The sequence below is a fragment of the Faecalicatena orotica genome (assembly GCF_003149245.1).
Lineage (GTDB): Bacteria > Bacillota > Clostridia > Lachnospirales > Lachnospiraceae > Faecalicatena_A > Faecalicatena_A orotica.
Genome location: NZ_QGDL01000005.1, coordinates 73,591 through 98,399, shown reverse-complemented (window position 1 = coordinate 98,399; position 24,809 = coordinate 73,591). Strand labels below are relative to the sequence as shown.

The window sequence follows — 24,809 nt, the reverse complement described above, 5'->3', positions numbered from 1 at the left end:
ATGTTGCTTTCTACTTTTCTTTCCTGAACAATGTACTGATCAAAGCAATCACCAAAATCGGCGGCCATAAAAAACACAATCCGCAGAGAAATCTGGTTACAAAACTCCATCCCGAACCTCCCAGTAATCCACAACCAATCACTGCTGCCAGTCCACTGAATATAAGGGCCGCGATGCTCAATACGATCTTTCCTGTTTTTGTACGCAAATAATTCTCCTTTCCGGATCGAAAATCTAATCCACTTTCCTGTCACTGCCCCCCAAAAATCTATCATAGTATTTCAAACATCGCCTCCTCGTAATCCTGAACGTAATATTTAATATTCTTACGCCCTCTCTGGATAACCGTATGTCCTTCCGCCTCCAGCTTCTCCTTCTGGGCTTCTATACCTCCCGGATACTTGGGATTCAATTCCCCATTCGCCTTCAGTGTCCGCCAGTATGGCGTCTCATCTTCTGTCCGCTGATAGCTCGCCCACGCTGCAATTGACACAAAGATACCTGCCGTTATCGGATCGGTAAAGTCTGCCTCATGATTCTTAGCAAGGTAAGAACGGATTTCCCCCACCGTAATAATCTTCCCATATGGTACTTTCTTCATAATCTCATCATACGTGCGGGGCGGGGCAAAGTACATCTTTTCACCGCCATATTTCTTAATCGTAGCCTCATCTGTGATAATCTGAATCTTAGGCATCCCATTGTCCTTCATCAGCATTGCATTAAAATTCTTTTTATCTTCATTTGCCATATGTATCACCTCCTGATTACAGGATAGACCATTTATAAAAGACATGCAATGAGACGGTTTTAAATATTCTCAGATTCCTTTAATCCTGCGATCAGTTCTTGAATCGTCTCAACAGATTCCTCCAGCTCGTCCGCAATTTCTTCCGGGCTTTTTCCTTTAGACAGCTTCTTTTATAACAGGCATAATCAAGCCCCTTCTTTATATAAACGGAACTCATCTGTTAATAATGAACTGATAATTTTGGGGGATTTCCCCTTCCAGATGGTCACTTCAGACCATTTGAATTTTTTGATTCTATGTTTTCACGGATAGAATTTCCGTAAGTAGATTTAGGATAGCATGCCTGCCGTCAAAATACAATATGCTTAGTTGATATTGAGCCAAGAAATTTGTTGGCAATGTGTTGATAACATGTGGATAATGAATGATAATAAAAAAACTGCTGTAAAATGCTTCTCTCTAAAATCCTTTAAGATAATCCACGTTTTACAACAGCTTTTCTTTATATCGTCTTCTCTACAAAGTCAAATTCTTCCTGCATAACCAGTGCCGCCGCACCTATGGCCCCTAAATCCCGGCCAAATTCAGAGCCAAGTATCTGCAGTCCTTTGTAATTTTCTTTCAGAGAGTTTTCTTTCACGCATTTTCTCAGTATTTCGAAAAACGGCTCACCAATCCTGACCATCTCGCCATAAAAAACAATCTTTCTGGGGGCGAATATATTCACGAGCATGCTGAATGTCTCCCCCAGATAGCCCGCCACCTGCTTCATCAAATTCAAAGAATCAGGATGCTTTAAAAGTACAGAATCCACAAAAGTTACAATCGTGATGTCACTCAGGTCACCGTTCACCATCTCCGCAATTTCCTGAAACCGCCCTACCCGGATTCCTTCTTTAATCTTACTCACAATCGCATAATCCGATACCTCCGTATTCAGACACCCGTAACGCCCGCATGAACAGATGCGGCTCCCCCCGCTTACTTTCACGTGACCGAGTTCCCCCGGAAATCCGTTGACACTGCTGACCGGCATGTTATTAATAATCGGCATGACACGGGCACCTGTACGGACAGATACAAACAGCATATCTTCGCATTTCCCGTTATATACCAGACATTTATATGCATATATCATACCGCTCACATTGTTCTCCATGTAGCACGGTAGCCCGAACTCTTCTTCAATCATTTTCTTAAGCGGTATATTATCCCAGCCTTTGATGTGGCTGTATGAAATAGCAAGTCCCTTCTTCTTATTGCTGTATCCGGGCACGCCCAGACCGATTCCAAGCACTTTTCCCTTTTTACCATGCAGGATGTCCATTGCCCGGTAAATATTTTCTTTCAGCATTTCCAGAACCGCATCCGCATGGGTCTGAGACTCCGCAATCTCGCTCCCTTTTGTATATATTACATTACCTGCAAAATCCAGAACAACACAGTGCATGATCCTGCCATTGAATTCCAGGCCAATGAAGTATCCTCCGTCCGGATTGATCCGCAGCCACACCGGTTTGCGCCCAACTCTTGCCTCTGCACACTCCTCCTCATAAATCAAACCTTCACCCAGCATCTCGTCAATGGTGTTCAATACTGTAGTCATACTATATGCCGTCGCTTTTTTCACATCATATCTGGAAACATCCTTTTGATAACGGATAATACTCAGCATTTTATTACGCTGATAATATTTGCGACTTTCCATGATGGATTCCCTGCTCATACCCTCAACCTCTCGGATTCATGAATTTTATATGAATTTCATATCTGCCCGGAAATACAAACAGATACTATATTTCCCATATATCATACCCTTAATCCATCCTGCATGCAAGGTTTAACGCCTATTTCTAAGGCTTTTCCGTAATACTTTTAGCCCTTCACTGCTCCCGCTGTCAGACCTTTGACAAATTGCTTCTGAACAATCATATAGAAAACAAGCATTGGTATTGTAATTAATGTCAGGGCCGCAAATAATGTACCCGGCTGGCTGAAATAAGCTCCGTTATACTGCTGTGCGATAAGCGGCAGTGTCTTGACCGAATCCTTCGTCAGCGTACACATTGCAAGAAAGAACTCATTCCACGAAGTCAGGAACTGCCAGATGACAATGACCACGATTCCCGGCTTCAGAAGCGGGCATACAATCTGTAGAAACAATCTGATGATTCCGCAGCCGTCAATCACCGCGGCCTCTTCCAGTTCCTCTGGGATTCCTACCATAAATCCCTGAAGAATCGTGATGGCGAACGGGATTCCGAGTGCTGCATATGGGAAAATCAGCCCCAGATAGTTGTTGATCCAGCCGAGCCTGCTGTTCAGCTGCGTAATCGGGACTACCAAACCTGCGATAGGCACCATCAGAGTACAAAGCAGGATATTATAAATCAGTACCTTTCCATGCACATTCTTTCTTGAAAATCCGAACACCGCCATACTCGCACAAATCGTTACAAGTGCTACCGATGTGACCGTAACGATGACACTGCCCATAAAATTTTTCCAAAGGTCCGGATTTTGTTTCAGTACATTGGCATAGTTTTTAAACGTAACGTCAGATATAAACAGCTGCGGCAGCCCGATTGTATCTGGTGTCCGAAGAGACATACTGACCATAAAAATCAGCGGAACCATAAAAATTAATGTAATGATGATAAGAACGATACTCCATATAACCTGTTTTCGTTTTTCTTTTGCCGTCATGGGTTAATCCGCCTCCTTCCGCATGAACTCTCCTGCCCCGAGCCCTTTCACCTGAAATACGGTAAGCACCAGTGCAAATAATAGTATAACGACTGACAGCGCGGATGCATATCCCATCTGCTGGTTTGTAAAGCCAGACTGGAAAATATAAGTCCCGGGCATCTCTGAGGCATGGTTGGGACCGCCCCCGGTCATGGTATAGATCAGGCCAAAGGTCTGGAGGGAACCAATTATGCCCAACATCAGAAGTGACTTATGCGTGGATGCCAGTGAAGGAAAATAGATGTATATAATTTCCTTCCATCTCGTCGCTCCATCTATTTTCGCTGCTTCTTTCATATCTTCAGAAATCTGCGACATTCCGGCCACATACATGATCATGGACCACCCCGTCCATTCCCATATGTTGGCTATAATACATCCAAAAATTGCGGTACCCGGCATCCCCAGAATATTAACCTGTCCCCCAATTCCAAGGACCGACAGATAATGTGTAATAATACCCTGATACGGCTGCAGCATTTTCCCCCATACAATAGCTACCACGACTACCGACGTAACTACCGGAAGGAAGAATACTGTTCTGAATATCCCTCTCCCTTTTCTGAGCTGTTCTTCTATAATATATGCAAGAAAGAATCCGATACCTGCCTGAATCGGCACTGTCGTGATAATCCAGAAGAGAGAATTCCTCATTGTGGTCAAAAATACTTTATCCTGAAAAATTCTGATATAATTTTCCGTCCCGACAAAAGTCATATTTTTCAGGGTAGACCAGCTGAACAAACTGCTCCAGCCTACGAACCCTATCGGATATAAAATATAAAATAGGAAGAACAGGACAGATGGAAGAATGAACAAATATCCCGGGATATTATATTTTTTCTTCACTTTTGTCTTTGCTGCCTTGTTGCTCATCTTTTCTCCTCCTTCCGGCCGAATTGCCGAAAATGTTCACGCCGTTGTGTTTAAATAGGGGAGAAGTCCATAACTATGGACAGCTCCCCCTGATTTTTATAATGCGTCCTGTGCATCCTGTACTGCCTGACATCCCTGTTCCGGTGTAAGTTCTCCTGAGCCGACACCTGCAAGTGCATTCTGCAGTGCAGTTTCAATAGTAGGCTCTCCAATTCTCTGATTCATCGCGCTGTTCAGGTCTTCTGAGAAGCTGTTATACTGCTCAACCAGATCTTTATTTAATTTATCATTCTTTGGCTCGATCCCCTTGAAAGCCGGAAGGTTGTTAACATCGTCCACACATGCCTGAATACCGGCGCCTGCGCTGAATGATTTGAGTGCTTTCCATGCAGCATCAGAATTTTTACAATTCTTTGTGATACCATAGCCGAAATCAATTCCGCCTACCGGAGTTGCCGGATTTTTAGCTGTTCCTACAGCTGGCAGATAGAAGAATCCAAAATCCCAGTCTGCAATCGTTGTTGCAGGGTCTTCTGCCGTAAATTCCTGACACCACCATGATCCAAGCGCCATCATAGCTGCTGAATCAGATACAAATGCAGGTGTCCCGTTTGTATTTGCATCCGCAGACATTGCACCCGTCTGGACAATTCCGTCATCGAACAGGAGCTTGAAGTTGCTCATTGCCTCTACAATAGAAGGATCTGTCCATTTGATTTCACCTGCCTGGGCCTTATCAAACATTGTTGTATCTAATTGTGAGCAGAGCATTGTAAACATGTTGACACACTGCCATCCGTTTGCCCCGCCAAAGAACAGCGGTGCAACTCCATTGTCATTGAGTGTTTTGCAGACTGCCTTGAATTCATCATATGTTTTCGGAATATCAAGGTTATATTTCTTAAATACGTTCTTGTTGTAAACAATAGAAATTACCTGTGCCTCTACCGGGAGAATATAATTGCCTTCATCGCCGGACTTATTTCCCATCTGGATCTGGTCTGCAATCATCTCCGGATAATTATCTTTCCAGCTTTCACCCCATTCATCCTGTGCATAAGAAGAATAATCCATAAGGTAATCTGCATATTGGGCGGTCAGGGACCCCGGCTGAAGGCCGATAATGTCCGGAAGATTGTCTGATGCCGCGGCTGCAGACAACGCTGACAGGTATTCCGGATCGTAGTTATAATATGTAAACTCAATTTCAATATCAGGATTTTCTTTTTCAAAAGCCTCAATCATTTTGTCACACGTACGTGTGATCGGAGACCATGACCACATCGTTAACTTTGTTTTTTCTGTCCCGCTGTCCTTGCTTTCGCTGCTTTTCGTATCGCCGCCCTTACTGCTGCCGTCTGAAGAACTGCCGCATGCTGCCAGTCCTACAACCATTGTCAATGCTAACAATACACTTGCCACTTTTTTCAACTTCATACTTTTTTCCTCCATCTTTTTTACATGTTTCTGCGTTTCTATGCTTCTCTTCCGGCATTGGAAGTAGAATCCTTTCCTGTTACTTTACTCTCCCTGAACGGTTTTCTTTGTAAATATCAAAAAATCTTGCTATTTCATCGACATCCAGTGAAGCTTCCCCGCCAAGAATATATTTTGTAATCAGAATCTGCTCTGCTATAGACTCACATGCTTCCACAACATTCATAGCCTCCTCCACGGTCCTGCCTACTGCAAGGCTGCCATGATTACCCAGCAGTACGATTCTGTAGCCCTCTGCAAAATAAGGTTCTGCCATTGTCATAATGAACTTTGTGCCAGGAGCCCCGTATGGTGCACATGGAATCTTATGGAAGTTGCCCATCATCTCCGGCAGTGCCGTTGTCTCCACATCCAGTCCAGCCATAGAGAATGCAGTCAGTACTCTGGAATGGCTGTGTACTACACCTCCCACGTCCCAGCCATTTTCTTCACAAATTTCATAAGCCATACTGTGCATGATGATCTCTGATGTCTCTTTCATCCCAAAGATACGCTCCCCGTCCTGATTTACGACTGCAATCTTTTCCGGTGTCAGAAGCCCCTTATTCTGCCCTGTCGGGGTAATATAGATTTTGCCGTCCACCTTTGCCGAGATATTTCCCGCAAAAGAATTTACAAGGCCCTTATCGTCCATACGTTTGGCCACGGCCAGCACCTGCTGCACCACCTCCTCCGAAATTCCCAGTTCTTTCATTCTCTCTCTGTAAGTTCCACTCATCTTTCTCCTCCTTCATTTTGCATGCCCGCATTGACATATATTATTTGCAGATTCCTTTCTCTGTCATTCTCTGCAAATCTTCCTTCCACCGCGCCCTCTTTGCGGTATCAGGCTGGTATTCCCTCATTTTAAACGAATTTCCGGACAATTGGCGGATCTCCCCGACAGTTGCCACTTCCCCTCTGGAGTACATCTGTGTCATGATGTTTCCGGCCAGTGTTGCATATGGCATCCCCCCATAAACAGGCACCCCCAGAGCATCGCTGATCATCTGCATCAGCACATAGTTCCGGCTTCCGCCATTGACTCCCGACACTTTCTCTACAGGAATCTCAAGCACATGCTTCATATATTCAACACAGTACATCACTTTCAGTGCAATACTTTCCAGTATACAGCGTACAAATTCTGCATCCGTCTGTAAGGTCTGCTGCCCGGTCCTCATAAGAAAGCTGTTGATTTTCTCTTTTGCGTTTCCGCCCGCATTATTTAGTTCTGTATCATCGGCATCGACATAAACCCGCTTTGATTCACAGGAAAGTGCCATCTCCATGACTGTCTCATACCCATAATCGTGCCCCTCGGTTTTCCATGTTCTTCTCAGTTCATTTAAAAGCCAGAATGCTGCAAAATCTCGGTACAGAATCTTACGGTCTTCGATAACTCCCGCATTTTTAAATCCACCTTCATATACCTTGTCACTGACCATGCTGTGGGAAAGCTCGATTCCCATATTAATATTGGTACCGATACTTAAGTACACCTGATTCACACCGAATCCGGGGATTCCGACTACCGCCGATGCCGTGTCATGTCCGGGCACTGCAATGACCATTGTCTCTGCCGTCCTCGTAACCGCGGCGATTTCCGGGAGAACCCTGCCTTTTATACTCCCCGTATCAACAATGTCTGTCAGCATTCTGTCCGGTATCCCCAGATACCGGAATACATCCCCCGCCCAGTCATCCTGTTCCGGCTTCATCAGTCCCGATGTTCCTGCAATGGAACGCTCAGTTGACACCTCTCCACAGAGGAAATATCCAAGCAGGTCCGGCAGAAAAAGCATCTTATCCGCCAGTTCTATGATCCGGTCTCCGTGCTCTATGTATGAATAAAGCTGCGGCAGTGTATAAGAACGGTTGGGCTGGCATCCAGTGAGTTCAAACAACTTTTTCTTAGGAAGCACTTCCCATGACTTCTCAAGGGACTGTTCCGTCCGCATATCCCGGTAATGATAAACAGGCTCCAGAAGCCGTCCCCTTTTATCCAGAAATCCATAGCTCGCCCCCCACGTATCAATACCGACCGAGACCGCCCCCTGTTCTTTGGAGTAATAATCAATTCCTTTTAATATGCTTTTATAGAGATCAAACAAATCCCAGTACAGATTGCGGTTCAGTGACAGCGGCTGGTTTGGGAAATCAAAATAATCTCCAATTTCAAGATGTTCTCCATTGAAAGATCCCCGGGCCATCTTTCCGCCGCTGGCTCCCAGGTCTGCCGCAATAGATATCTGCTTTTTCATTGGCTCCCTCCTGTTTATTATTTCTTTTTCGATAATATTATTCTATCTATTATCAACTTATATGTCAATATACAAATTTTATTTTTGATATTTTTAGTATTTTTGTCTAATATTTTTATTGTTTTCGATACAATAACGTGTTAGAATCTTATTAATTTCTAAAAAATACACAAATGGAGGAAAAGCAAATGAGTTTAGTACCTTTTCAAAAAATGCTCAATGAGGCCAGAAAATATCATTATGCCGTACCAGCTTTTAACGTCGCAGACATGGAAACCATTCAGGCCATTACACGAGCCGCAGAGATGGAAGGCTCCCCTTTAATCATCCAGTTGTACCATGCGGATCTGGAATTCGCCGGTGCTGACTTCATGACATCCCTTGCCAGAACTGCTTCGGAACACTGCACTGTTCCGGTCAGCATCAGTCTGGACCACGGGCAAAGCTATGAACAGGCAGTCAGCTGTATTGAACAGGGTTTTACGGGTGTTATGATTGATTTATCGAAGAATGATTTCTATGAGAACGTAGAGGATACAAAGAAAGTCGTGGAATATGCACATGCAAAAAATGTTTCGGTCGAGGCAGAATTGGGTACCATTTTTGATGCGGATGCTCCGCTGGAAATTAGAAATTCCGGTATGACCGATCCCGAAAAGGCAATCGAGTTCGTTCGTCTTACCGGTGTAGATGCACTCGCCGTCTCTATTGGCACTGCACACGGAGTCTATTCATCCACCCCGGTCATTGATTTTGAGCGGGCCGGACAAATCTTCCGGACCCTGCCCTGTCCCGCAGTTGTACACGGGGCCTCCTGCACACCGGATGAGGATATACTTAAGCTTTGCAGTCTGGGCGTATCCAAGATTAACGTCGGGACGGATTTGAATCATGCTTTTAACAGGGGAATCCTGCGCGGTTTTAAAATATACGGGGAAAATGCAGCGATCCGTGAATACATGGAAGAAGGGCGGAATGAGGTGATAAAGACAGCCCGGCAGAAAATACAACTGTTCCGGACTTACGCAGAACAATGATGAATACATTATTAAGTTTCACGATTCAGACTACTTTCCTTATTCAGGAATATAAAACCGGATCGTGAAACTTGTCTTTTTTCAATGTAAAAATATACCCGCTATATAGACAATGGCCCAGATGCCAAGCCCTGTCAGGCTGACCTTGATATACCGCATATACACCCGGTTCAGCCTCTTCAGTGCCCGCTCATTCCTTGCCTTTGTGTTATCATCCTGTGGTAATTTTTCGCTCTCTCCCTTCCGTTTCCAGAACATTTTCCGGTTCTGGTTCATCCCCAGTTCGCTTAAGGACACGAGTATAATAGAAAAAAACATCCATCCCCAGAATCCGGTCACGGATATATTATAAATCAGATGCGCAACTCCAAGATGGGCATCATAACGGGCAAATGCATTGATATCTACCAGAAGCATTGCCAGCATTAAAATCAGCATAAGCCAGAAAATGATTCTGGTCAATGCCGGAAGCACCGGCTGTTCATAGGTCTTAATAATAGAATTCTCCTTTTTTACAACCGCATTGGAACGGGTAACCTCTGTTGTGTCTTCTGTTTCCTTATAGCTTCCGAACATTTTCCCTCACCTCTTTTCCGAAATGTTTTACCTTATGATATATTTTACTTCATTCTTACCCACGCTTCAACTGTCTGCTGTTTTATTACGCCCTGTTTTTTGAAACGAACACCAGACAGCAGTAAGAATGAGTGCTACCAATGCCCCCGCCAGTGTTCCGATGAAACGGTTTACCGCATAGAATATGCGCCCGTTCCCTTCCGCCAGCAGTACTACCAGACAGAATGTAATCGCACTGACCCGGTCAGTTACAGGAGGCATATGGATCATCCTGCAAATAAACAGATTCAGCACAATTCCGAGCCCGCAAAGCAGGAAAAACACAAACTCTATCTGTATGACATTATCTATCAGGACTACGGCTATGCCTGCCGCCCCGCCGCAGATTACTCCCTTCATACGGGTCAGCCCCGATTTCAGGGTTCCCTGATTGATTTCCTGGGTACACATAACAACAGCGGTACACGCCGCCAGACGCTGTATCTGCGGCAGAAACCAGGAAATAAAAAGACATATGATAATCCCCACACCTATCCGAATCTCCTGATTTCCAATTCTAATCTTTGATTTTTCCCTGTCAGCGGCTTTTATACTTCCATCCATATCCTTGCTCCTCTATACTGCATTAATTTTCTTAATCCATTTCTTACTCCTGAGACGCGAGATACACCAGACCGTTTTCAGGGGATTCTCCATCTTCAGACATACGTAGACCCAGAACGGGGGCATATTGAGTACCAGTCCCGCTATAAACCCTAACGGTATGGACACAATCCATAAGAAAATATTATCTGCCACCATCAGTGCTTTTGTGTCACCGCCTCCACGCAGCGCACCTTTCGTCAGAATATGGTTTGCAGAAAGAAAAATCACCATCAGGCTCATTGCCCATAACAACTGCCTCGTAATATCCGCAGTCTCCTCTGTTAAATGGTATATCTGGATCACCGGCTCCTTTATAATCAGCAGAATTACTGCCGATGCCAGCCCAAGAACAATTCCGATCCCTAAAAATGCCCAGCCCTGACGTTCTACATTTTCCACTTCGCCGCGTCCCAGAGTGTTGCCGGTGACAACTGCACTCCCCTGGGATACTCCCTGTATGAAGATATTGCATAAACGGTCCACTACCGCGGTGATTGCATTGGCAGCCACAAATGCCGCGCCCATGCGCCCGATGATCATCATGACTACGTTATTGCCAAGGGCCAGTACAACATCACTGACCAGCACCGGGAACCCGATCCTGATATATTCCGGAAACAGGTCCCCCGCCTTCATAAACAAGTCCCTGACCCGGAATCTCAGTACATCCTCCACCACAAATAAATAGCCGCAAATCATTACAAATTCAAAAATCCTTACCAAGAGCGTACTCAATGCCGCCCCTCCGATTCCCATTGCAGGGATTCCCAGTTTTCCGAACATCAGGATATAGTTTCCCGCTATGTTGATTAAAAACGACAGGACAGAGACAATCAAGGGAATCTTCACCTTCTTCATGCTGCGCAGAATAATGGTCGTCGTTAAGGACATGCCGTAAAAGAGATAACTCCACGTACAGAATTTCAGATACTGGACTCCATATGCAATCACATCTTCCTCCCCTGTATACATATGCATAATCTGGTTCGGAATCAGCAGTGTCGTTGCAGTAAAAAATAACACCATCAAAAGACAGCACCTGAACATTATCGCAATGGTTTTCTTAAGGGACCGAAATTCCTTCATGCCCCAATACCGGGAGGCGAGCACGGATGCCCCCATGCTCAGCCCCATGCAAAAGCTGTGGAACATATTCAAATATTGTGTAGCCAGTGCAGATGCAGACAGCTGCCGCTCCCCCAGCATCCCGATCATCAGAGTGTCGGCTATATTGACGCCTATCGTGATCAGCCCCTGTAAAGCCACCGGGATTGCAATGACTGCCACTTCTTTATAAAACATCTTGTCCGGGTAAATCAAAACGCCTAATCTGTCTTTTTTCACATTTGCACGCTCCGTTCAGGGGAGATATCAGTCTGCATCATCCGGCTGGTTATGATACTCCTCATATAAGTCATTAATAAAGTCCAGAAGATGATGCCATTCAAGCAGAGTATGGTATGCCACCTTGCGCAGATATGCTTCATCACATTTCGTGCGTGTTTCACGGATCAGTTCTCCCCCCTTTGCAGGACGCCATCCAATCCATTCTACGGACCTTCTCTCAAATCCCCCTTCCGGGCACGGACGAATCTGTCCGAGTGTCAGATGTGCTCCCGGCTCGTCGAAGGACTCCCAGTCTGAGGTTTCATTTACATTGCAGCCGGAGGCCTTTATCTCTTCGATCCGCTCATCTGTCAGCCCGAATTCCCTCAGGTTAAAGGAATGCCTGATCGTATCATACTGCCTGTCACCTTCCCCGAGATCAAGGCTTTCTGTCGTATGAATGCCATCGGTTTTGTCTGTCCAGTTTACAAAATAGTGGTCCCAGTGGTCTGCCGGATTCCAGATTTTATATCTCAGGTTCCCATGTCCTAAAACCATGCTCTTAGAATGGATATTAAGCCAGTTCAGGTACCAGAATATCTTTTTCATCTCAACAGATTCCGGTATCTTCATATAAGTACAGATATACCCGCTCCCATCCGGCAGCATGCAGTATCCGTTTTCCACCTTTTCATACTCCCCGCACGGCTTGAGCCAGTCCAGAAAGCACTCTGGCTTCACCGCATCTTCCACATCCATAGGAGGCCCGAAAATCTGTTTCTTTAAATCCTCCGGCAAATCCTTCATCGGGTAATCATAATAATATTTTGCCAGCGGCATTGCTTTTTCCTCCGGAAATAATTCCGGTAATTTTGAATAACTCATGTTCAATTCCTTCTTTCTTTTACACTATTTTTAGTTTCTTAATTGCTACTGTTTACTCCCTGCTACCAGCATCCGGATTGCCGACGGTGACACTGCCTCATATTTCCTGCCTGTATATTCAAGCGTTCCATCCTTCAGGACTCTGAACACCGTAATATCTCCTGACACCATATTTCCTGATAGTAAAAACCGCTCATCCGGGGACAGACAGATTCCTCTCGGAAGCTCCCCCTCGCTACTGATGTGCTGTACCAGTCTGGGCCTGCCCTCTTCATCCAGTGAGACCGTAACGATATCGTTCAGTCCGCACAGGGTGACATACAGGGTTTTTCCGTTTGGATGCACGAGTATATCCTGCGCTCCGACCGGTTTCCCGTCTATCATGCCGACTTCTTCAAACAGCAGGGAAATCTTATCATACAGTTCCAGCCTGCCGCCTTCATCGTAACGGAAACAATTGAGCAGTGCCAGATTTTCATTGTTGGAATAGAATACCGGAAGTTCCGGATGAAAAGCCCCATAGCGCGGGAAACTTGCCACTTCTTCTACCGTATACTCATCCAGCTTCACCAGTTTCCCCTGTTCCTCATCCACCCTGAATGTAATCAGTTTATCCATTCCCTTGTCACATGCCACGAAGAAATTCTTCCCCGGCGCCCCAATGACAGCGTGCAGTCTGGAGATCACTTCCACCATCTGGATATGGTTTGTCACCGGGTCCACATTGCGCTGTGAATTGGGTCCTTTTCCCCCCGTGCCTTCCGTAATCAATACATCACATGGCGGTCCGATCGTCCCGTCTTCCCGAATTGGAAACAGGACCAGTGCAGTATCGTCAAACAGGACCTCGTTGCTGTAGCTTCCGTCCTCATGCTGCACGATTTTTGTCACATGCCAGGGGTCTGCACAATGGCATGTAATCAGGTATTTTTTATTCAGGCTCATGCACAGATACGACGGCTCCGGTGAAAGAGAAGCCTGCTCGTTCATGAGCGTCAGTTTTCCGGTTTCCGGGTTAATGGAAAAAGAAAGCACATAGCCCCCTCCTCCAATTTCGCCCCTGCGTTCCCCACATTCATTCACTGCATAGAGAACCATTCTCTCTGCATCCAGACAGAGCTGTCCGGCTGCAATATCCGGATGGATCGTCTCAATTGCTTCGAGCGTTCCGTCCTCCATATCATAGTGAAATGTGGAAATCCCCTTCGGTGCAGGAGCAAAGCCCCAGTTTCCCACGATTGTATATACTTTTTTGGACATAAATCCAAATCCTCCTTGCGTCATCCTATTCATTACGGCTTAAGTACTTTGTCCAGATAGTCCAAAACCATATCTGAAACCCAGTCCTCATGCCACCATATCCGTCCGTGGTGCGGCGCCTCATCTGCTATAAATAATTCCACCTTCTTTTCTCCTGCCGTTTTCCGGATTGTATCTGCAAACCGGACAGACTGTTCCACAGGTACAACCGCATCACGGGCACCATGCATGATAAGAAATGGCGGCATACTTCTGTTCACATAAACACACGGGTCCGCCATCCGCACCAGCTCCGGTATTTCCTTAAGCGGTGCCCCGAGAAGCTGTGACTCTCCTGAGTCTGGAAGATTGTGGTTTGGTTTTCCGGTACCGCTTTTCTTAAATGCCTCATCCATTTCCAGAAATCCACCGCAGGGACCGCACCAGTCAACCACTGCCGCAACGCTGCTGTCATATCCGCCATTCCCCATCTCCAGGTCTTCAAACGCCGGATTTCCGTGGGTTAGCGCTGTCATTGCCACAATCCACCCTCCCGCAGACGGTCCCCACAGTGCCATCTTATCCGGATCCAGATGGTACTTCGCTGCATGGAATTTCAAAAAGCGAACTGCTGCTTTTGCATCATACAGCATGGCCGGGAAACGGGATTCCTTACACTTTCTGTACTCGACGCTGACTACCGCATATCCCCTGTCTGCCGCCCTGAGCATCGGTTCCAGACTGTCTTCACGGTGACCTCCCACAACGAACCCTCCGCCGTGGAAATGAACGATGACAGGATACGGTGCCATACTTTCCTCATTGGGGTACCAGATATCCAATATCTGGGACGGAGACTGTGTGCAGTATGGGATATCAAACAGCTTTTTCTCGATGTGCCCTGCCGCTTCTATAGAAATTTCATGATTGTTCATCTTTTATCTCCCGTCCTTTTTCCCGCCGGCTTTCCAAGAGTCCGGCTATACATTCTGCCAGGGCATCTTCAATGTATCCCGGCTGAAGCCATGTATGGTTCATTCCTACAATTTCCCCTGCATACTGTTCCTTCAGGGCAAAAATATCATCCCCGTAGATATATCCCGCATTATAAAGAAGGCTTGCGTCATGGTTTACAAGAACCAGATTCTGTTCCCCGCTCCTTCGCTGTAATTCTTTACCCAGCCCGGAATATATCTCCCCACTGAACCCCATCAGGACTACCGGTCCTATCTGGAGCTTATGGACGCGTACTTTATATGGAACCGGGCTTTCGTCTTCCTTTTCCCCCGGTGTAACTGCCCACTTTATGCCGGCAGAAAGTTCGATCTCCTGCCTTGTATTTTCAATCCGCCTCACAGTTTTTCGGACATCCGCAAAATGATGTGCCGACATTGTATGTAACATCGATTTGGCGATGCAGCCTTCCTTTTCATAGGATTCGACAGGCGCGCCGCTTACCGGGTCTTCCCTGTAAACCTGGTTCGACATGACCGGGTTCAGGTCGCCTGCCGCCCCGCTGGACCATATGGCTACGCAGCCTTCATATGCCTGTTCCATATATTGACTCACATTTCCGCCCAGATCACTGGTAATGCCTACTTTTCCGCCTTCCCCGCACCCGTTCAGTATCATAACCGTATTATGGACCGGATAATTGATAAAAAATGCGATCGGCTTCCCCTGAAGAGTCTCAAATCTCATAACAAACAGCGTGTGGTCTGCCTCCCGCTCAAAGTTTGTCCCGGTTCCAAGGTAAATCCCAGTCTTCCCTGACGGGTCTGTGACTTCATAAAATCCAACGCGGTTTACATTTACGAAACTTTTCCCGTAACCATATCCGCAGACTGCCGGCACCAGCCCTTCCAAAGCTTTCTTTGCCGCAGACAGCATTTTTTCCCGAATCAATTTTTCATATTCTTTTGTAGCCTCCTGAACTTCAGCCGGTTTCCGTGCTATATAGTTCGGGCCTTCGTACGGGCGGTCACCTGTCACCGGCGCCGAGTGTGTGTGAATACTGGCAAGCAGTATGTACTCCTGCTCCACCCCGGTGTGTTGTTCAAGGAATGCCAGATTTTCCTCAGGATCAGGAACCTTATCCAGATCAAAGGATAACAGCAGCATCTTTTTCCCTTTACTCTCCAGTGCAACCGCCCTCACATACAAATCATCCACAATGCCCCCGAACTGAGAGTCCATCAGTCCGCGCAGATTTTTAAGCAGGCTCCCCGGCGGCGTTATCTTCTCACGTGCGGCACCGCAGTAAAACTGATTATCCATCTATCCACCCTCCTTAAACGTTTCTCTATCTTTCCTGTTACCCGTTAATTTCTTTCGCCCTGCAGCAGGATACAAAATGATTCGGGCTGATTTCTTCTAGCTTCTGCGGCTGATGGCACTTTTCACAGGCATAGCTGCACCTTGCCGCAAACCGGCATCCGGGTTTCGGATCGATCGGAGAGGTAATCTCACCTTTCAGTACAATCCGGTTCATCTTATGCCTGATGTCCACGGAAGGAATCGCAGAAAGCAGGGCCTTAGTATATGGGTGGAACTGTTTTTCAAATAATTCATGTGAGGAACACGTCTCTACCAGCTGTCCCAGATACATTACACAGATATCATCAGATATATGCTTCACAACAGATAAGTCATGGGTAATGAACATGTAGGTCAGGTTATGCTCCTGCTGAAGCTTTTTCAGCAGATTCAGGATCTGGGCCTGTATGGATACATCCAGCGCAGACACCGGTTCGTCACATACGATAAACTCGGGGTCCAGTGCCAGTGCGCGGGCAATCCCGACACGCTGCCTGCGCCCACCGTCCAGTTCGTGGGGATAGGACAGGCGGAGCCTCGGCGCAATCCCGACCAGTTCCATCAGGTCCTGTGTTTTCTCCAGCGCCTGTGTGCGGTTATACTTCCCCGAGATCAGCAGAGATTCCTTGATAGAGTCCTCCACCGTATAGCGCGGATCCAGAGAGGAGTATGGGTCCTGAAAAATAATCTGTGCATGTTCACGGAACTTTTTCATATCATTTTTCCCGAGCTGTGTCACATCCTCATCATTGAAAATAATCTGTCCGCCGGTGCTCTCCTCCAGATGTACGAGCATCCTTCCAAGCGTTGATTTACCGCACCCGGACTCCCCTACGATTCCCATCGTACGACCCTGTTCAATGCTGAAACTTACATCATCCACCGCATGGACCATACCCCGGCCGGTCTTAAAATATTTCTTTAAATTCTGGATTTCAATTAATCTGGACATATCTGTTTCCTCCCTACGTCTGACAGGCAGCGGCACTTATGCCCCGGCGAGATTTCTTTCAGTTCTACCTGTGAACATTTGCACTGCCCGGTGACTTTAGGGCAGCGCGGGCTGAATTTGCATCCTTTTGGAAGATTGGTCGGGTCCGGCGGCATCCCGTCTATGGGGCTTAACCACTCCACGTCCTCATTCAGTTTTGGCAGCGCCCCGAAAAGTCCAACTGTATAGGGATGTGCCGGGTTTTCAAAAATATCTTCCAGAGAACCGGATTCTACGATTTCTCCTGCATATATGATAGCAACCTCATCGCACATCTGGGCAACAACACCCAGATCATGGGTAATCAAAATTGTGGTTGTATTATTTTCCCTGTTTAATTTCTGCATCAGCTCCAGCACCTGTGCCTGAATCGTCACATCGAGTGCTGTCGTCGGCTCATCCGCAAGAAGCAGCTGTGGATTACACGCCAGCGCAATCGCAATGACGACACGCTGTTTCATCCCGCCGGAAAACTGGTGTGGATATTCATCATACCGTTCTGCCGGGATTCCTACGGTTTCCAGCATATCTTCCGCTTTTTTGCGTATCTCTTTTTTCGGTATATTATCATGCAGTGCGATTACTTCTGCGATCTGGTCCCCTACCGACATAACCGGGTTCAGGGAAGTCATCGGATCCTGAAAAATCATTGTGATTTTCTCACCACGTACCTTGCACATTTCTTCCTCTGACAGCTTAAGAAGATTCTTTCCATCCAGCAGGATCTCACCTTTTTTCAATACTGCCGGAGGTTCCTGAAGCACCCGCAGGATGGAGCGTGCGATGGTTGTCTTTCCGGCGCCGGTTTCTCCCACCAGACCGAGCACCCTGCCTTTTTCCAGTTCAAAAGAAATCCCGTTTACAGCAGATACCGTCTCTTCTTTTGTCACATATTCCACATTTAAGTCTTTCACCTGTAAAAATGTTTTTTTCTCACTCATATCGTTCTCCCCTACTTCTTAAGCTTTGGATCTAATGCATCGCGCAGACCGTCTCCGAGCAGATTCAGCGCAAGGACAACCAACATGATGCAAATACCCGGAATCAGGCACATATAAGGGAACTTCATCAGGAAATCACGGCTGTCTGCCAGCATGGCTCCCCACTCGGGAGTCGGCGGCTGAACACCAATTCCAATAAAACTCATGCTTGCCGCAAGCATAATTCTCGCCCCCACCCCCATTGTCGACTGGACAAGGATCGGTGCAAACGTATTCGGGAAAACATGTCTTAAAATGATGCGGTAACTACTGCAGTTGCTCGTACGTGCCGCATCCAGATATTCCATTTTCCGCACGTTCAGAATCGAAGACCGCATCAGTCTGGCCGTTCCGGCAATCCCTTCAAACCCAAGTGCAAGGATGGTATTAAATACGCCGGGACCAAGTACACAGGCGAGTGCGATGTTCAGGATCAGACCGGGGATTGACTGGATGATATCGCAGATACGCATGATCAGATTGTCGGCCCATCCGCCATAATATCCCGAAATTGCCCCGATAATAATACCGAAAACAGCACTGAAAATGACTGAACCGATTCCGATCAGGAGTGAATACCTTGCACCATACAGGACACGGCTCAAAATGTCACGGCCCATGTGGTCTGTTCCAAACAAGTGGGCCAGACAGGGGGATAAGAAACGGTCTTTAATATTAATCGCGGCGTAATCATATGGCGCAATCAGAGGGGCGAAAATAGCCAGCAGCAGAACTGCTAAAAACAGAATTCCGCCGAACACGGCGCCTTTATTATAAGAGAGCCTTTTTAAGACCTCTAAAAACTGACTTTTCTTTTTTACAGGTTCCTGGTTTGTTTTCACATTTATTGCATCCGTCATTTTTTCCTACCCCTTTTCTTACCACCGGTAATCTGCGCTTTTACACGCGGGTCAACATAAGCGATCAGAAGATCCGTAAGCAGCATGATAATGGAGAATGTAATTGCCAGAAGAATTACCCCTCCCTGTACAACCGGATAATCGCGGTTGTTTACTGCGTTGACTATGTAAACACCCACTCCGGGGATTGCAAAAATTGTTTCTGCTATCAGCGTGCCGCCGAGTGAAGTACCAAAACTCATGCTTGCAACTGTGATAACAGGTATGAGGGCGTTTGGCAGGGCATGTTTATAAATAACGGAGCGTTTCTTTACCCCCTTTGCCTTTGCCATTGTGATATAGTCCGAATGGATCACTTCCAGCATTCCTGACCGCATCTGCCTTGCCATTGTCGTAATTCCGGCGAACGCAGTCGACGCAATCGGCAGAATCCAGAATTTCAGCCCGCCTGTCCCGTAAGCCGGGAGCCAGCCCAGTTTGCCGTTGAAAAACAGAATCAGCACTAATGCAAACCAGAATCCCGGCAGGGAGGTACCAATAAGCGCCAGCGTCATGGAACCATAATCTGCGACACTGTTCTGATGTACTGCCGCCGTCACTCCCAGAGGGATGCCGATCACCAGAGACAGGATCATTCCCGATACCGCAAAAATGAGAGTCTTCGGAAAACGCTGTGCAAGCTCTAAAGTAATCGATACATTGCTGATGTAAGAGGTTCCAAAATCAAAACGGATAAATACATCGTATATGTACCTTCCAAGCTGTACGATATACGGATCATTCAATCCCATCTCCTGCCGCAGTGCATTAATCTGCGCATCTGTAGCCGTTGTCCCCAGAATCACCTGTGCCGGATCACCGGGAGTCAGCTGCATTAAGGTAAAAACTAAAATTACAACACCTAAGATAACAGGTATCATCAATAAAATTCGTTTTAAAATATATTTACCCATAAAGTCATTACTCCAGTTTTCTTGTACTGTATCCTTGAGATCCAGTATCATATGTATTCCGCCTCAAAGTATCCGATTTTGTTCTACCTTTAAATAACGGGATATGGCCCTGTAAGCTCATCCCATACCCCGTTATTTTAGACTTATGGCAGCGGTCCAGACTCATTATTTACTTAAGGCAATTGTATTTGCACGGATAAATCTGTTCCAGTCTACAAAGTAGTCGCTGACAGCTTCTTTGTCATATGCCGCATACTCAGGAAGGTCATAAATCCTGTAATAATATGCATTGTCTGTTATATATTCATAAAAAGCATTAATGTTGTCCTGTGTGTATCCATCTGGCGCGGCAATCTTATCATACAATTCCTGAAGCTTATCATCCTTTGCCCCGGCCCATGTTGCTCCTGACGCATAGTTTTTGCGGTTAAACAATGTATTCCATAAATCAGATGTTACATATCCGCCATTACCCGGTCCTGCGTATGCCAGTTCATACTGTCCGCTTGTACCGTCACGGTAGGAGCCATATGTGGTTCCTTCACATACATTCAGTTCCGCATCGATTCCTACATCCAGCAGGTTTGCCTGGATAATCTGCCACATGGTTGTAATTGTTTTATTATTATTGCAGAGCAGTCTTAAGTGCAGTTTCCCTTCATCATATCCTGCTTCTTTCAGGAGTTCTCTTGCTTTATCCGGGTCATAATCATATGGTTTTGTCTCCCATGATGAATCATAACCGATTGTCAGGTCGGCATTCCCACACGTTACGATAGAAGGAGAACCATAACCGTATCCGCACGCCTCGGCAACTGCCTCGTTGTCGATTGCATACAGGACTGCCTGCCTCAGGGCAAGATTATCATAGAACGGGCTGTCTTCTGTCATACAGAGCATAATACCGCGGTCCTCAGAAGACGGTACCATACACAGTTCCAGATTGTCTTTTGCGGCAACCTCATCCAGGAGGCTGGGGTCTATGTACTGTGCAAACTGGATTCTTCCTTCTTCTACAGCAAGTGCCATCTGTGTAGGTTCTTCCAGAATGTCAAACTGGATTACCTCTGCATTTGCAGCGCTTCCGGGATAAATCAGACTCTCATCCGTCTGCCAGTATGTGCCTGTTTTCCTTGCAACAATTTTAGTCCCGTTTACATAGTCTTTTCCGCCGGCCACTGTATACGGCAGAGTACCGCAGGATGTAGATGCAAACTGGTCTGCGCTGTCATTGTATGCTTTCTCACTTGCAATCGGCACCTTACATACAATATACTCAAAAGCTCCTGCTGCCGTTGTGTTCAGCTTCAGTTCCACATGGTAATCATCCTTTGCCGTAACCGCTTCTACTGTTGTTGCCCAGTTCTGCATATATTGTTCAAAACTAAAAACGACATCAGCTGCTGTAATGGCATTGCCTTCTGCGTCTTTTATGTAATCATAAATTTCTACATCAAAAGTGTTGTCATCTACTTTTTCATATCCTTTCATCAGGATATTGTCCAGATCCTTTGAACCGCTCTGACAGCTTGCGAGTGTCTCATAGAGCACATATGTAACCATATCCTTTGTAATTCGTCCGCTTGTCCAGGGGTTCAGGGAGTCTAACCCACCGTAGATTCCTACGACAAGGGCGCCTTCTTCAGCATCTGCAGCCACAGTTTTCTGATCTGCTGCCCCGTCACCACTGTCTGTACTGCTCTTTGTGTCTGCATCTTTGTTACCTCCGCAGGCCGCCGTCGAAACAACCATTGCTCCGGCCAATAAAACTGCCAGCATCCTCTTCACTTTTTTCCCAGCCATTTTTGTACCTCCACTTCGTACATTTTCCTTTCTGTTTTCACAGAATTAATTTTTAGTTACTGTTTATAGAAACAGTATCAGTTTTTGAAAATAATAAACTGCATATTAAGCTTTCACTTGCGCCGAAAATTCTTTTGATGTTACAATAAATGAAACACTTTGGCAAAGGATGAATCCATATGAATTTTTTAAACATCAAATATTTTATGGCAATTGCAGAAGAACAAAGTATCAGCGCTGCTGCACGAAAATTATTTGTCTCCCAGCAGTCCTTAAGTGAACATCTCAAGAAGCTGGAAAGCGAGATCGGAGTGCCTCTTTTCAACCGTGAAACCCCATTGAGTTTAACTGTTGCCGGTGAGTGCTTCTTCGAGGGTGGTAAGGAGCTCCTCAGTGCCTATGACCGGATGCTTGCCAATATTGACAACGTGACAACGAAACGCCGGAGCAAGATTACGATTGGGATCTCGACCTATGATGTTCCCCCGTTCCTGCCCGACCTGCTGATGCGTTTCTCCGAAAAGTACCCACAGTATGATGTCAGTGTTGTTAAACGCCTGCATACGGACATTTCCCACAACATGCGCGGGGTTGACCTGTACATCAGTTATCTGCCTCTGGATGAGGAACTGGAGCATGTGATTTTGATTAACCATGATCCTTACCATGCCATATTCCACAAAAGCCTCGCAGAGAAGGTATACGGTGACCGCTGGCCTTCCATCGAAGAAAAACTAATAGAGACCCGTGATCTCTCCCTTTTAAAGGAGATGCCGTTCCTTGTCCTGAAAGACCGGCAGGGACAGCTTGCGCGTGACCTGAACAGCATCTTCCAGCAGTACAATTTCACACCCGAGATAGGGTTCCTCTCTGAAAACGGAGACCTCAATGCCGAGATGTGCGTAAAGGGAGCCGGATGCCTTCTGGCACCGACAGATTTCATGAACCGGCGCTTTTTTGCTTCCCCCTCCCGGCCAGCAGATAATTTGCTTCATTACCCGATCGATATCACGGGATTTGACCCCAAGCTCGCTATCTGCTATGAGAAAGGAAAACACCTGCATACCGCCGAAATCTGTTTTCTTAAAGAGGCCCGCCTGCTTTTCACTGAATCGAAAGACAAATAATTTTCTTATATGCATTTTTACTATTTCTTTAATAAAATACTAACCTTTTTAGCACACTTTGTCTAACACAGAAACACTTTGCAAGTTACAGGCAAAAGCCTGTGGGTAATTTTGCACAATTTTAAATTTATATATGACCTGATTTTATCCTTTCTGAAAACAAAGCGAATCTGTGTGATTCCCACTGTTTGTCAACTGAATTTTAAGATATTGCAAAAAAACACAGAGTACGACTTTAACTCATACTCTGTGTTTTTTCTGCGTAGCGTCCTTTTCTAATATATTCATCGCAATTACCATTTACCGAGAATTAAAAACTGCCAGAGTAATATCATCTCTGGCAGCCGTCTTATCTCTCAATATTTTAAAATGCCTGAAAGGCAATTATTTGTTAATAAATCATCTGTCATTAAAGTTTAATTTTCCTGCCATATATATTGGCACTGTATATTTTCTCCCCTCCGCTACACCGCCATAAGTGTCTCCTTTCAATAAGAACAGATATCTGATCTTCCCCTCTTTCAGCATCCGGTTTGCTGTTTTCCCGATATCTTTCCCTGCCTTCACTTCTATTCCGTAGACACATTCGTCCTGAAGGCTCTTCACAATAAAATCAATCTCACCGCCCTTATACAGTCCAAACATAGGCGACCGTCCTGCCACTTCCATCTCACGAATCATCTGTTCTATATAACGGCATACAAAGCTCTCATTAATTATCCCTTCAATATTTCGTCGATCTGCACCTGCCATCTTAAGAAACAGACGTGCAACACCTATGTCTTTAAAATAAAAACGGCAGTTAAAGGTCACATCCAGAATATCTCCTTCATTCACTCTATCACAATATCCTATGATATTTGAACGGTACAGCCATGCAATCGCATTGTGGATGCTTGTCTTCGTTACTTTGTTCGATTCTTCCTTAAAAATAATCTTCGATAAGTCCGTCATCAGGTCTTTTGAGCCTTTTTTCTCTCGTACCATAGTCTGGGCTATTGCAGGAAATATCTGTTCGAAAAGGTTCATCTCCAGTACATTGTCAAAATACCACTCTGATTCTTCTATAAAAATACTGATCAGCTCCTGCAGAAGTTTCTGGCATTTATCCAAATCTCCCGACTCAAAATATTCATTCACTACTGCAGGATATCCGCCAATTTGGCAATATATGTCATATAGCTGCTTTAATTCATCGTATTTTTCATGGCTGCCCCTTCCAAACAAATCCAGTCCGTCGTAGATGTCTCTTTTTCCCGCCGCCTCCAGAAACTCTTCATATGATAATGTCTCCAGAGTCATGGTTTCAATATCTCCTGCCGGAAGAAAATATTCTTTCTGTACGGTCTTTCCAAGGTAACTGCCAGTCACGATAAAATGCGCCGCAAATTCCCGGGAGAATTGCCGGATGAGAGAAAATACTTTAGCAGATTCCTGTATTTCATCTATCAGTATAATGGTTTCGCGGTCATCTGTAAATTCCTGATCAAACAGTTCCAATGCCTTATGGATTGGTTTCTTTATCCTTTTCTGCCCCGGCTCCCATTCCGTCGCTTTATCCAGACAGGAGATAAACTCCTGCCCGGATGTCTGCATCATATTAATGTAAATAAAATTATTATAATTCTCCTCGGCAAACTTGGTCAGTATATATGTCTTGCCAACCTGTCTCGCCCCATTAATTTCCAGAACCTTTCCAGAATCTCTTTTTTTCCACTGCAGCAGATTTTCGTATATATCTCTCTTTAAATCCATTTTGCACTCCTAACAATCTTTCTGGCTTTTTAATTATTGTAACAAATCATATGCACAATGGCTAGGTTAAGTTTTATTTCTACAGGGCAATGTAAACCTTCCCTGACTGTCTGTTATATGCATATATGCTGTTTCCCAACTGCTCCTTTTCTTAAACCTGTGATTCATTGATTTCTACAACCATTGCTTTCAACATTTCAG

23 protein-coding genes are annotated in these 24,809 nt (G+C 45.7%); 2 read left to right on the top strand and 21 right to left on the bottom strand.

Going from position 1 to position 24,809, the window contains the following annotated elements:
- Positions 1–10: 10 nt before the first annotated feature.
- The 8 genes from A8806_RS09400 to A8806_RS09365 all read right to left on the bottom strand — a co-directional run bounded on the left by A8806_RS09400 (position 11) and on the right by A8806_RS09365 (position 8,115).
- Positions 11–208 (bottom strand): hypothetical protein, encoded by a 198-nt coding sequence (locus A8806_RS09400; RefSeq protein ID WP_109730935.1) that lies wholly within the window; start codon positions 206–208, stop codon positions 11–13.
- Between the two features lie 63 nt (positions 209–271).
- On the bottom strand, positions 272–751 hold the full coding sequence (locus A8806_RS09395; RefSeq protein ID WP_109730934.1) for an MGMT family protein: 480 nt from the start codon (positions 749–751) through the stop codon (positions 272–274).
- 502 nt (positions 752–1,253) lie between these two features.
- Entirely contained in the window at positions 1,254–2,459 is a 1,206-nt protein-coding gene (locus A8806_RS09390; protein ID WP_181368644.1) for an ROK family protein, read from the bottom strand.
- Positions 2,460–2,626: 167 nt separating this feature from the next.
- Positions 2,627–3,457 carry a carbohydrate ABC transporter permease gene (locus tag A8806_RS09385; protein WP_109730932.1) on the bottom strand — a complete coding sequence of 277 codons (831 nt, stop codon included), beginning with the start codon at positions 3,455–3,457 and terminating at the stop codon, positions 2,627–2,629.
- Positions 3,458–3,460: 3 nt separating this feature from the next.
- Positions 3,461–4,375, bottom strand: coding sequence for a carbohydrate ABC transporter permease (locus A8806_RS09380; protein WP_109730931.1), 915 nt, complete (start codon positions 4,373–4,375; stop codon positions 3,461–3,463).
- Positions 4,376–4,471: 96 nt separating this feature from the next.
- On the bottom strand, positions 4,472–5,812 hold the full coding sequence (locus A8806_RS09375; protein ID WP_181368643.1) for an ABC transporter substrate-binding protein: 1,341 nt from the start codon (positions 5,810–5,812) through the stop codon (positions 4,472–4,474).
- A gap of 79 nt (positions 5,813–5,891) precedes the next feature.
- Entirely contained in the window at positions 5,892–6,590 is a 699-nt protein-coding gene (locus tag A8806_RS09370) for a class II aldolase/adducin family protein (protein WP_242996023.1), read from the bottom strand.
- Between the two features lie 40 nt (positions 6,591–6,630).
- Positions 6,631–8,115: a rhamnulokinase gene (locus tag A8806_RS09365; protein WP_109730929.1), complete on the bottom strand. Its 1,485-nt coding sequence runs from the start codon at positions 8,113–8,115 to the stop codon at positions 6,631–6,633.
- A 188-nt stretch (positions 8,116–8,303) separates the two neighbouring features.
- On the opposite strand from A8806_RS09365, the gene A8806_RS09360 reads away from it, so the two are divergent.
- On the top strand, positions 8,304–9,152 hold the full coding sequence (locus A8806_RS09360) for a class II fructose-bisphosphate aldolase (protein ID WP_181368642.1): 849 nt from the start codon (positions 8,304–8,306) through the stop codon (positions 9,150–9,152).
- A gap of 81 nt (positions 9,153–9,233) precedes the next feature.
- On the opposite strand, the gene A8806_RS09355 is transcribed toward A8806_RS09360, so the two are convergent.
- The 12 genes from A8806_RS09355 to A8806_RS09300 all read right to left on the bottom strand — a co-directional run bounded on the left by A8806_RS09355 (position 9,234) and on the right by A8806_RS09300 (position 21,726).
- Positions 9,234–9,728 (bottom strand): hypothetical protein, encoded by a 495-nt coding sequence (locus tag A8806_RS09355; protein ID WP_109730927.1) that lies wholly within the window; start codon positions 9,726–9,728, stop codon positions 9,234–9,236.
- Between the two features lie 66 nt (positions 9,729–9,794).
- Complete coding sequence (locus tag A8806_RS09350) at positions 9,795–10,331, bottom strand: FUSC family protein (protein WP_109730926.1); 537 nt, start codon at positions 10,329–10,331, stop codon at positions 9,795–9,797.
- Between the two features lie 12 nt (positions 10,332–10,343).
- A complete protein-coding gene (locus A8806_RS09345) occupies positions 10,344–11,717 on the bottom strand; it encodes an MATE family efflux transporter (RefSeq protein WP_242996022.1) in 1,374 nt (457 codons plus the stop codon).
- A gap of 27 nt (positions 11,718–11,744) precedes the next feature.
- Positions 11,745–12,584: a DAPG hydrolase family protein gene (locus A8806_RS09340; protein WP_109730925.1), complete on the bottom strand. Its 840-nt coding sequence runs from the start codon at positions 12,582–12,584 to the stop codon at positions 11,745–11,747.
- A gap of 45 nt (positions 12,585–12,629) precedes the next feature.
- Positions 12,630–13,844: a lactonase family protein gene (locus A8806_RS09335; protein ID WP_181368641.1), complete on the bottom strand. Its 1,215-nt coding sequence runs from the start codon at positions 13,842–13,844 to the stop codon at positions 12,630–12,632.
- Between the two features lie 32 nt (positions 13,845–13,876).
- The gene (locus A8806_RS09330; protein ID WP_109730923.1) at positions 13,877–14,758 is read right to left on the bottom strand and encodes an alpha/beta hydrolase; all 882 of its coding nucleotides are present in this window, start codon (positions 14,756–14,758) and stop codon (positions 13,877–13,879) included.
- Positions 14,745–16,100: a hypothetical protein gene (locus tag A8806_RS09325; protein ID WP_109730922.1), complete on the bottom strand. Its 1,356-nt coding sequence runs from the start codon at positions 16,098–16,100 to the stop codon at positions 14,745–14,747. The genes A8806_RS09330 and A8806_RS09325 overlap by 14 nt, the downstream gene beginning before the upstream one ends.
- Positions 16,101–16,137: 37 nt before the next feature.
- Positions 16,138–17,091 carry an ABC transporter ATP-binding protein gene (locus A8806_RS09320; protein WP_109730921.1) on the bottom strand — a complete coding sequence of 318 codons (954 nt, stop codon included), beginning with the start codon at positions 17,089–17,091 and terminating at the stop codon, positions 16,138–16,140.
- Entirely contained in the window at positions 17,079–18,071 is a 993-nt protein-coding gene (locus A8806_RS09315) for an ABC transporter ATP-binding protein (RefSeq protein WP_109730920.1), read from the bottom strand. The genes A8806_RS09320 and A8806_RS09315 overlap by 13 nt, the downstream gene beginning before the upstream one ends.
- Positions 18,072–18,082: 11 nt before the next feature.
- On the bottom strand, positions 18,083–18,970 hold the full coding sequence (locus A8806_RS09310) for an ABC transporter permease (RefSeq protein ID WP_109730919.1): 888 nt from the start codon (positions 18,968–18,970) through the stop codon (positions 18,083–18,085).
- Entirely contained in the window at positions 18,967–19,923 is a 957-nt protein-coding gene (locus A8806_RS09305; RefSeq protein WP_109731112.1) for an ABC transporter permease, read from the bottom strand. Before A8806_RS09305 ends, A8806_RS09310 begins: the two co-directional genes overlap by 4 nt.
- Positions 19,924–20,088: 165 nt before the next feature.
- The gene (locus A8806_RS09300; protein ID WP_109730918.1) at positions 20,089–21,726 is read right to left on the bottom strand and encodes an ABC transporter substrate-binding protein; all 1,638 of its coding nucleotides are present in this window, start codon (positions 21,724–21,726) and stop codon (positions 20,089–20,091) included.
- A 179-nt stretch (positions 21,727–21,905) separates the two neighbouring features.
- Between A8806_RS09300 and A8806_RS09295 the strand changes: the two genes are divergently transcribed.
- Positions 21,906–22,853 carry a LysR family transcriptional regulator gene (locus A8806_RS09295; RefSeq protein ID WP_109730917.1) on the top strand — a complete coding sequence of 316 codons (948 nt, stop codon included), beginning with the start codon at positions 21,906–21,908 and terminating at the stop codon, positions 22,851–22,853.
- 399 nt (positions 22,854–23,252) lie between these two features.
- Here the strand turns inward: A8806_RS09295 and A8806_RS09290 are convergent, their stop codons facing one another.
- On the bottom strand, positions 23,253–24,608 hold the full coding sequence (locus A8806_RS09290) for an ATP-binding protein (RefSeq protein ID WP_109730916.1): 1,356 nt from the start codon (positions 24,606–24,608) through the stop codon (positions 23,253–23,255).
- Positions 24,609–24,809 lie beyond the last annotated feature (201 nt).

Excerpts from the sequence above, each read along its gene's own strand:
- A8806_RS09365 (WP_109730929.1), bottom strand. The coding sequence starts at position 8,115 with ATGAAAAAGCAGATATCTATTGCGGCAGACCTGGGAGCCAGCGGCGGA.
- A8806_RS09350 (WP_109730926.1), bottom strand. The coding sequence starts at position 10,331 with ATGGATGGAAGTATAAAAGCCGCTGACAGGGAAAAATCAAAGATTAGA.
- A8806_RS09300 (WP_109730918.1), bottom strand. The coding sequence starts at position 21,726 with ATGGCTGGGAAAAAAGTGAAGAGGATGCTGGCAGTTTTATTGGCCGGA.
- A8806_RS09360 (WP_181368642.1), top strand. The coding sequence starts at position 8,304 with ATGAGTTTAGTACCTTTTCAAAAAATGCTCAATGAGGCCAGAAAATAT.
- A8806_RS09320 (WP_109730921.1), bottom strand. The coding sequence starts at position 17,091 with ATGTCCAGATTAATTGAAATCCAGAATTTAAAGAAATATTTTAAGACC.
- A8806_RS09305 (WP_109731112.1), bottom strand. The coding sequence starts at position 19,923 with ATGGGTAAATATATTTTAAAACGAATTTTATTGATGATACCTGTTATC.
- A8806_RS09385 (WP_109730932.1), bottom strand. The coding sequence starts at position 3,457 with ATGACGGCAAAAGAAAAACGAAAACAGGTTATATGGAGTATCGTTCTT.
- A8806_RS09295 (WP_109730917.1), top strand. The coding sequence starts at position 21,906 with ATGAATTTTTTAAACATCAAATATTTTATGGCAATTGCAGAAGAACAA.
- A8806_RS09370 (WP_242996023.1), bottom strand. The coding sequence starts at position 6,590 with ATGAGTGGAACTTACAGAGAGAGAATGAAAGAACTGGGAATTTCGGAG.
- A8806_RS09395 (WP_109730934.1), bottom strand. The coding sequence starts at position 751 with ATGGCAAATGAAGATAAAAAGAATTTTAATGCAATGCTGATGAAGGAC.
- A8806_RS09390 (WP_181368644.1), bottom strand. The coding sequence starts at position 2,459 with ATGGAAAGTCGCAAATATTATCAGCGTAATAAAATGCTGAGTATTATC.
- A8806_RS09315 (WP_109730920.1), bottom strand. The coding sequence starts at position 18,071 with ATGAGTGAGAAAAAAACATTTTTACAGGTGAAAGACTTAAATGTGGAA.
- A8806_RS09355 (WP_109730927.1), bottom strand. The coding sequence starts at position 9,728 with ATGTTCGGAAGCTATAAGGAAACAGAAGACACAACAGAGGTTACCCGT.
- A8806_RS09375 (WP_181368643.1), bottom strand. The coding sequence starts at position 5,812 with ATGAAGTTGAAAAAAGTGGCAAGTGTATTGTTAGCATTGACAATGGTT.
- A8806_RS09330 (WP_109730923.1), bottom strand. The coding sequence starts at position 14,758 with ATGAACAATCATGAAATTTCTATAGAAGCGGCAGGGCACATCGAGAAA.
- A8806_RS09340 (WP_109730925.1), bottom strand. The coding sequence starts at position 12,584 with ATGAGTTATTCAAAATTACCGGAATTATTTCCGGAGGAAAAAGCAATG.
- A8806_RS09380 (WP_109730931.1), bottom strand. The coding sequence starts at position 4,375 with ATGAGCAACAAGGCAGCAAAGACAAAAGTGAAGAAAAAATATAATATC.
- A8806_RS09335 (WP_181368641.1), bottom strand. The coding sequence starts at position 13,844 with ATGTCCAAAAAAGTATATACAATCGTGGGAAACTGGGGCTTTGCTCCT.
- A8806_RS09290 (WP_109730916.1), bottom strand. The coding sequence starts at position 24,608 with ATGGATTTAAAGAGAGATATATACGAAAATCTGCTGCAGTGGAAAAAA.
- A8806_RS09310 (WP_109730919.1), bottom strand. The coding sequence starts at position 18,970 with ATGACGGATGCAATAAATGTGAAAACAAACCAGGAACCTGTAAAAAAG.
- A8806_RS09325 (WP_109730922.1), bottom strand. The coding sequence starts at position 16,100 with ATGGATAATCAGTTTTACTGCGGTGCCGCACGTGAGAAGATAACGCCG.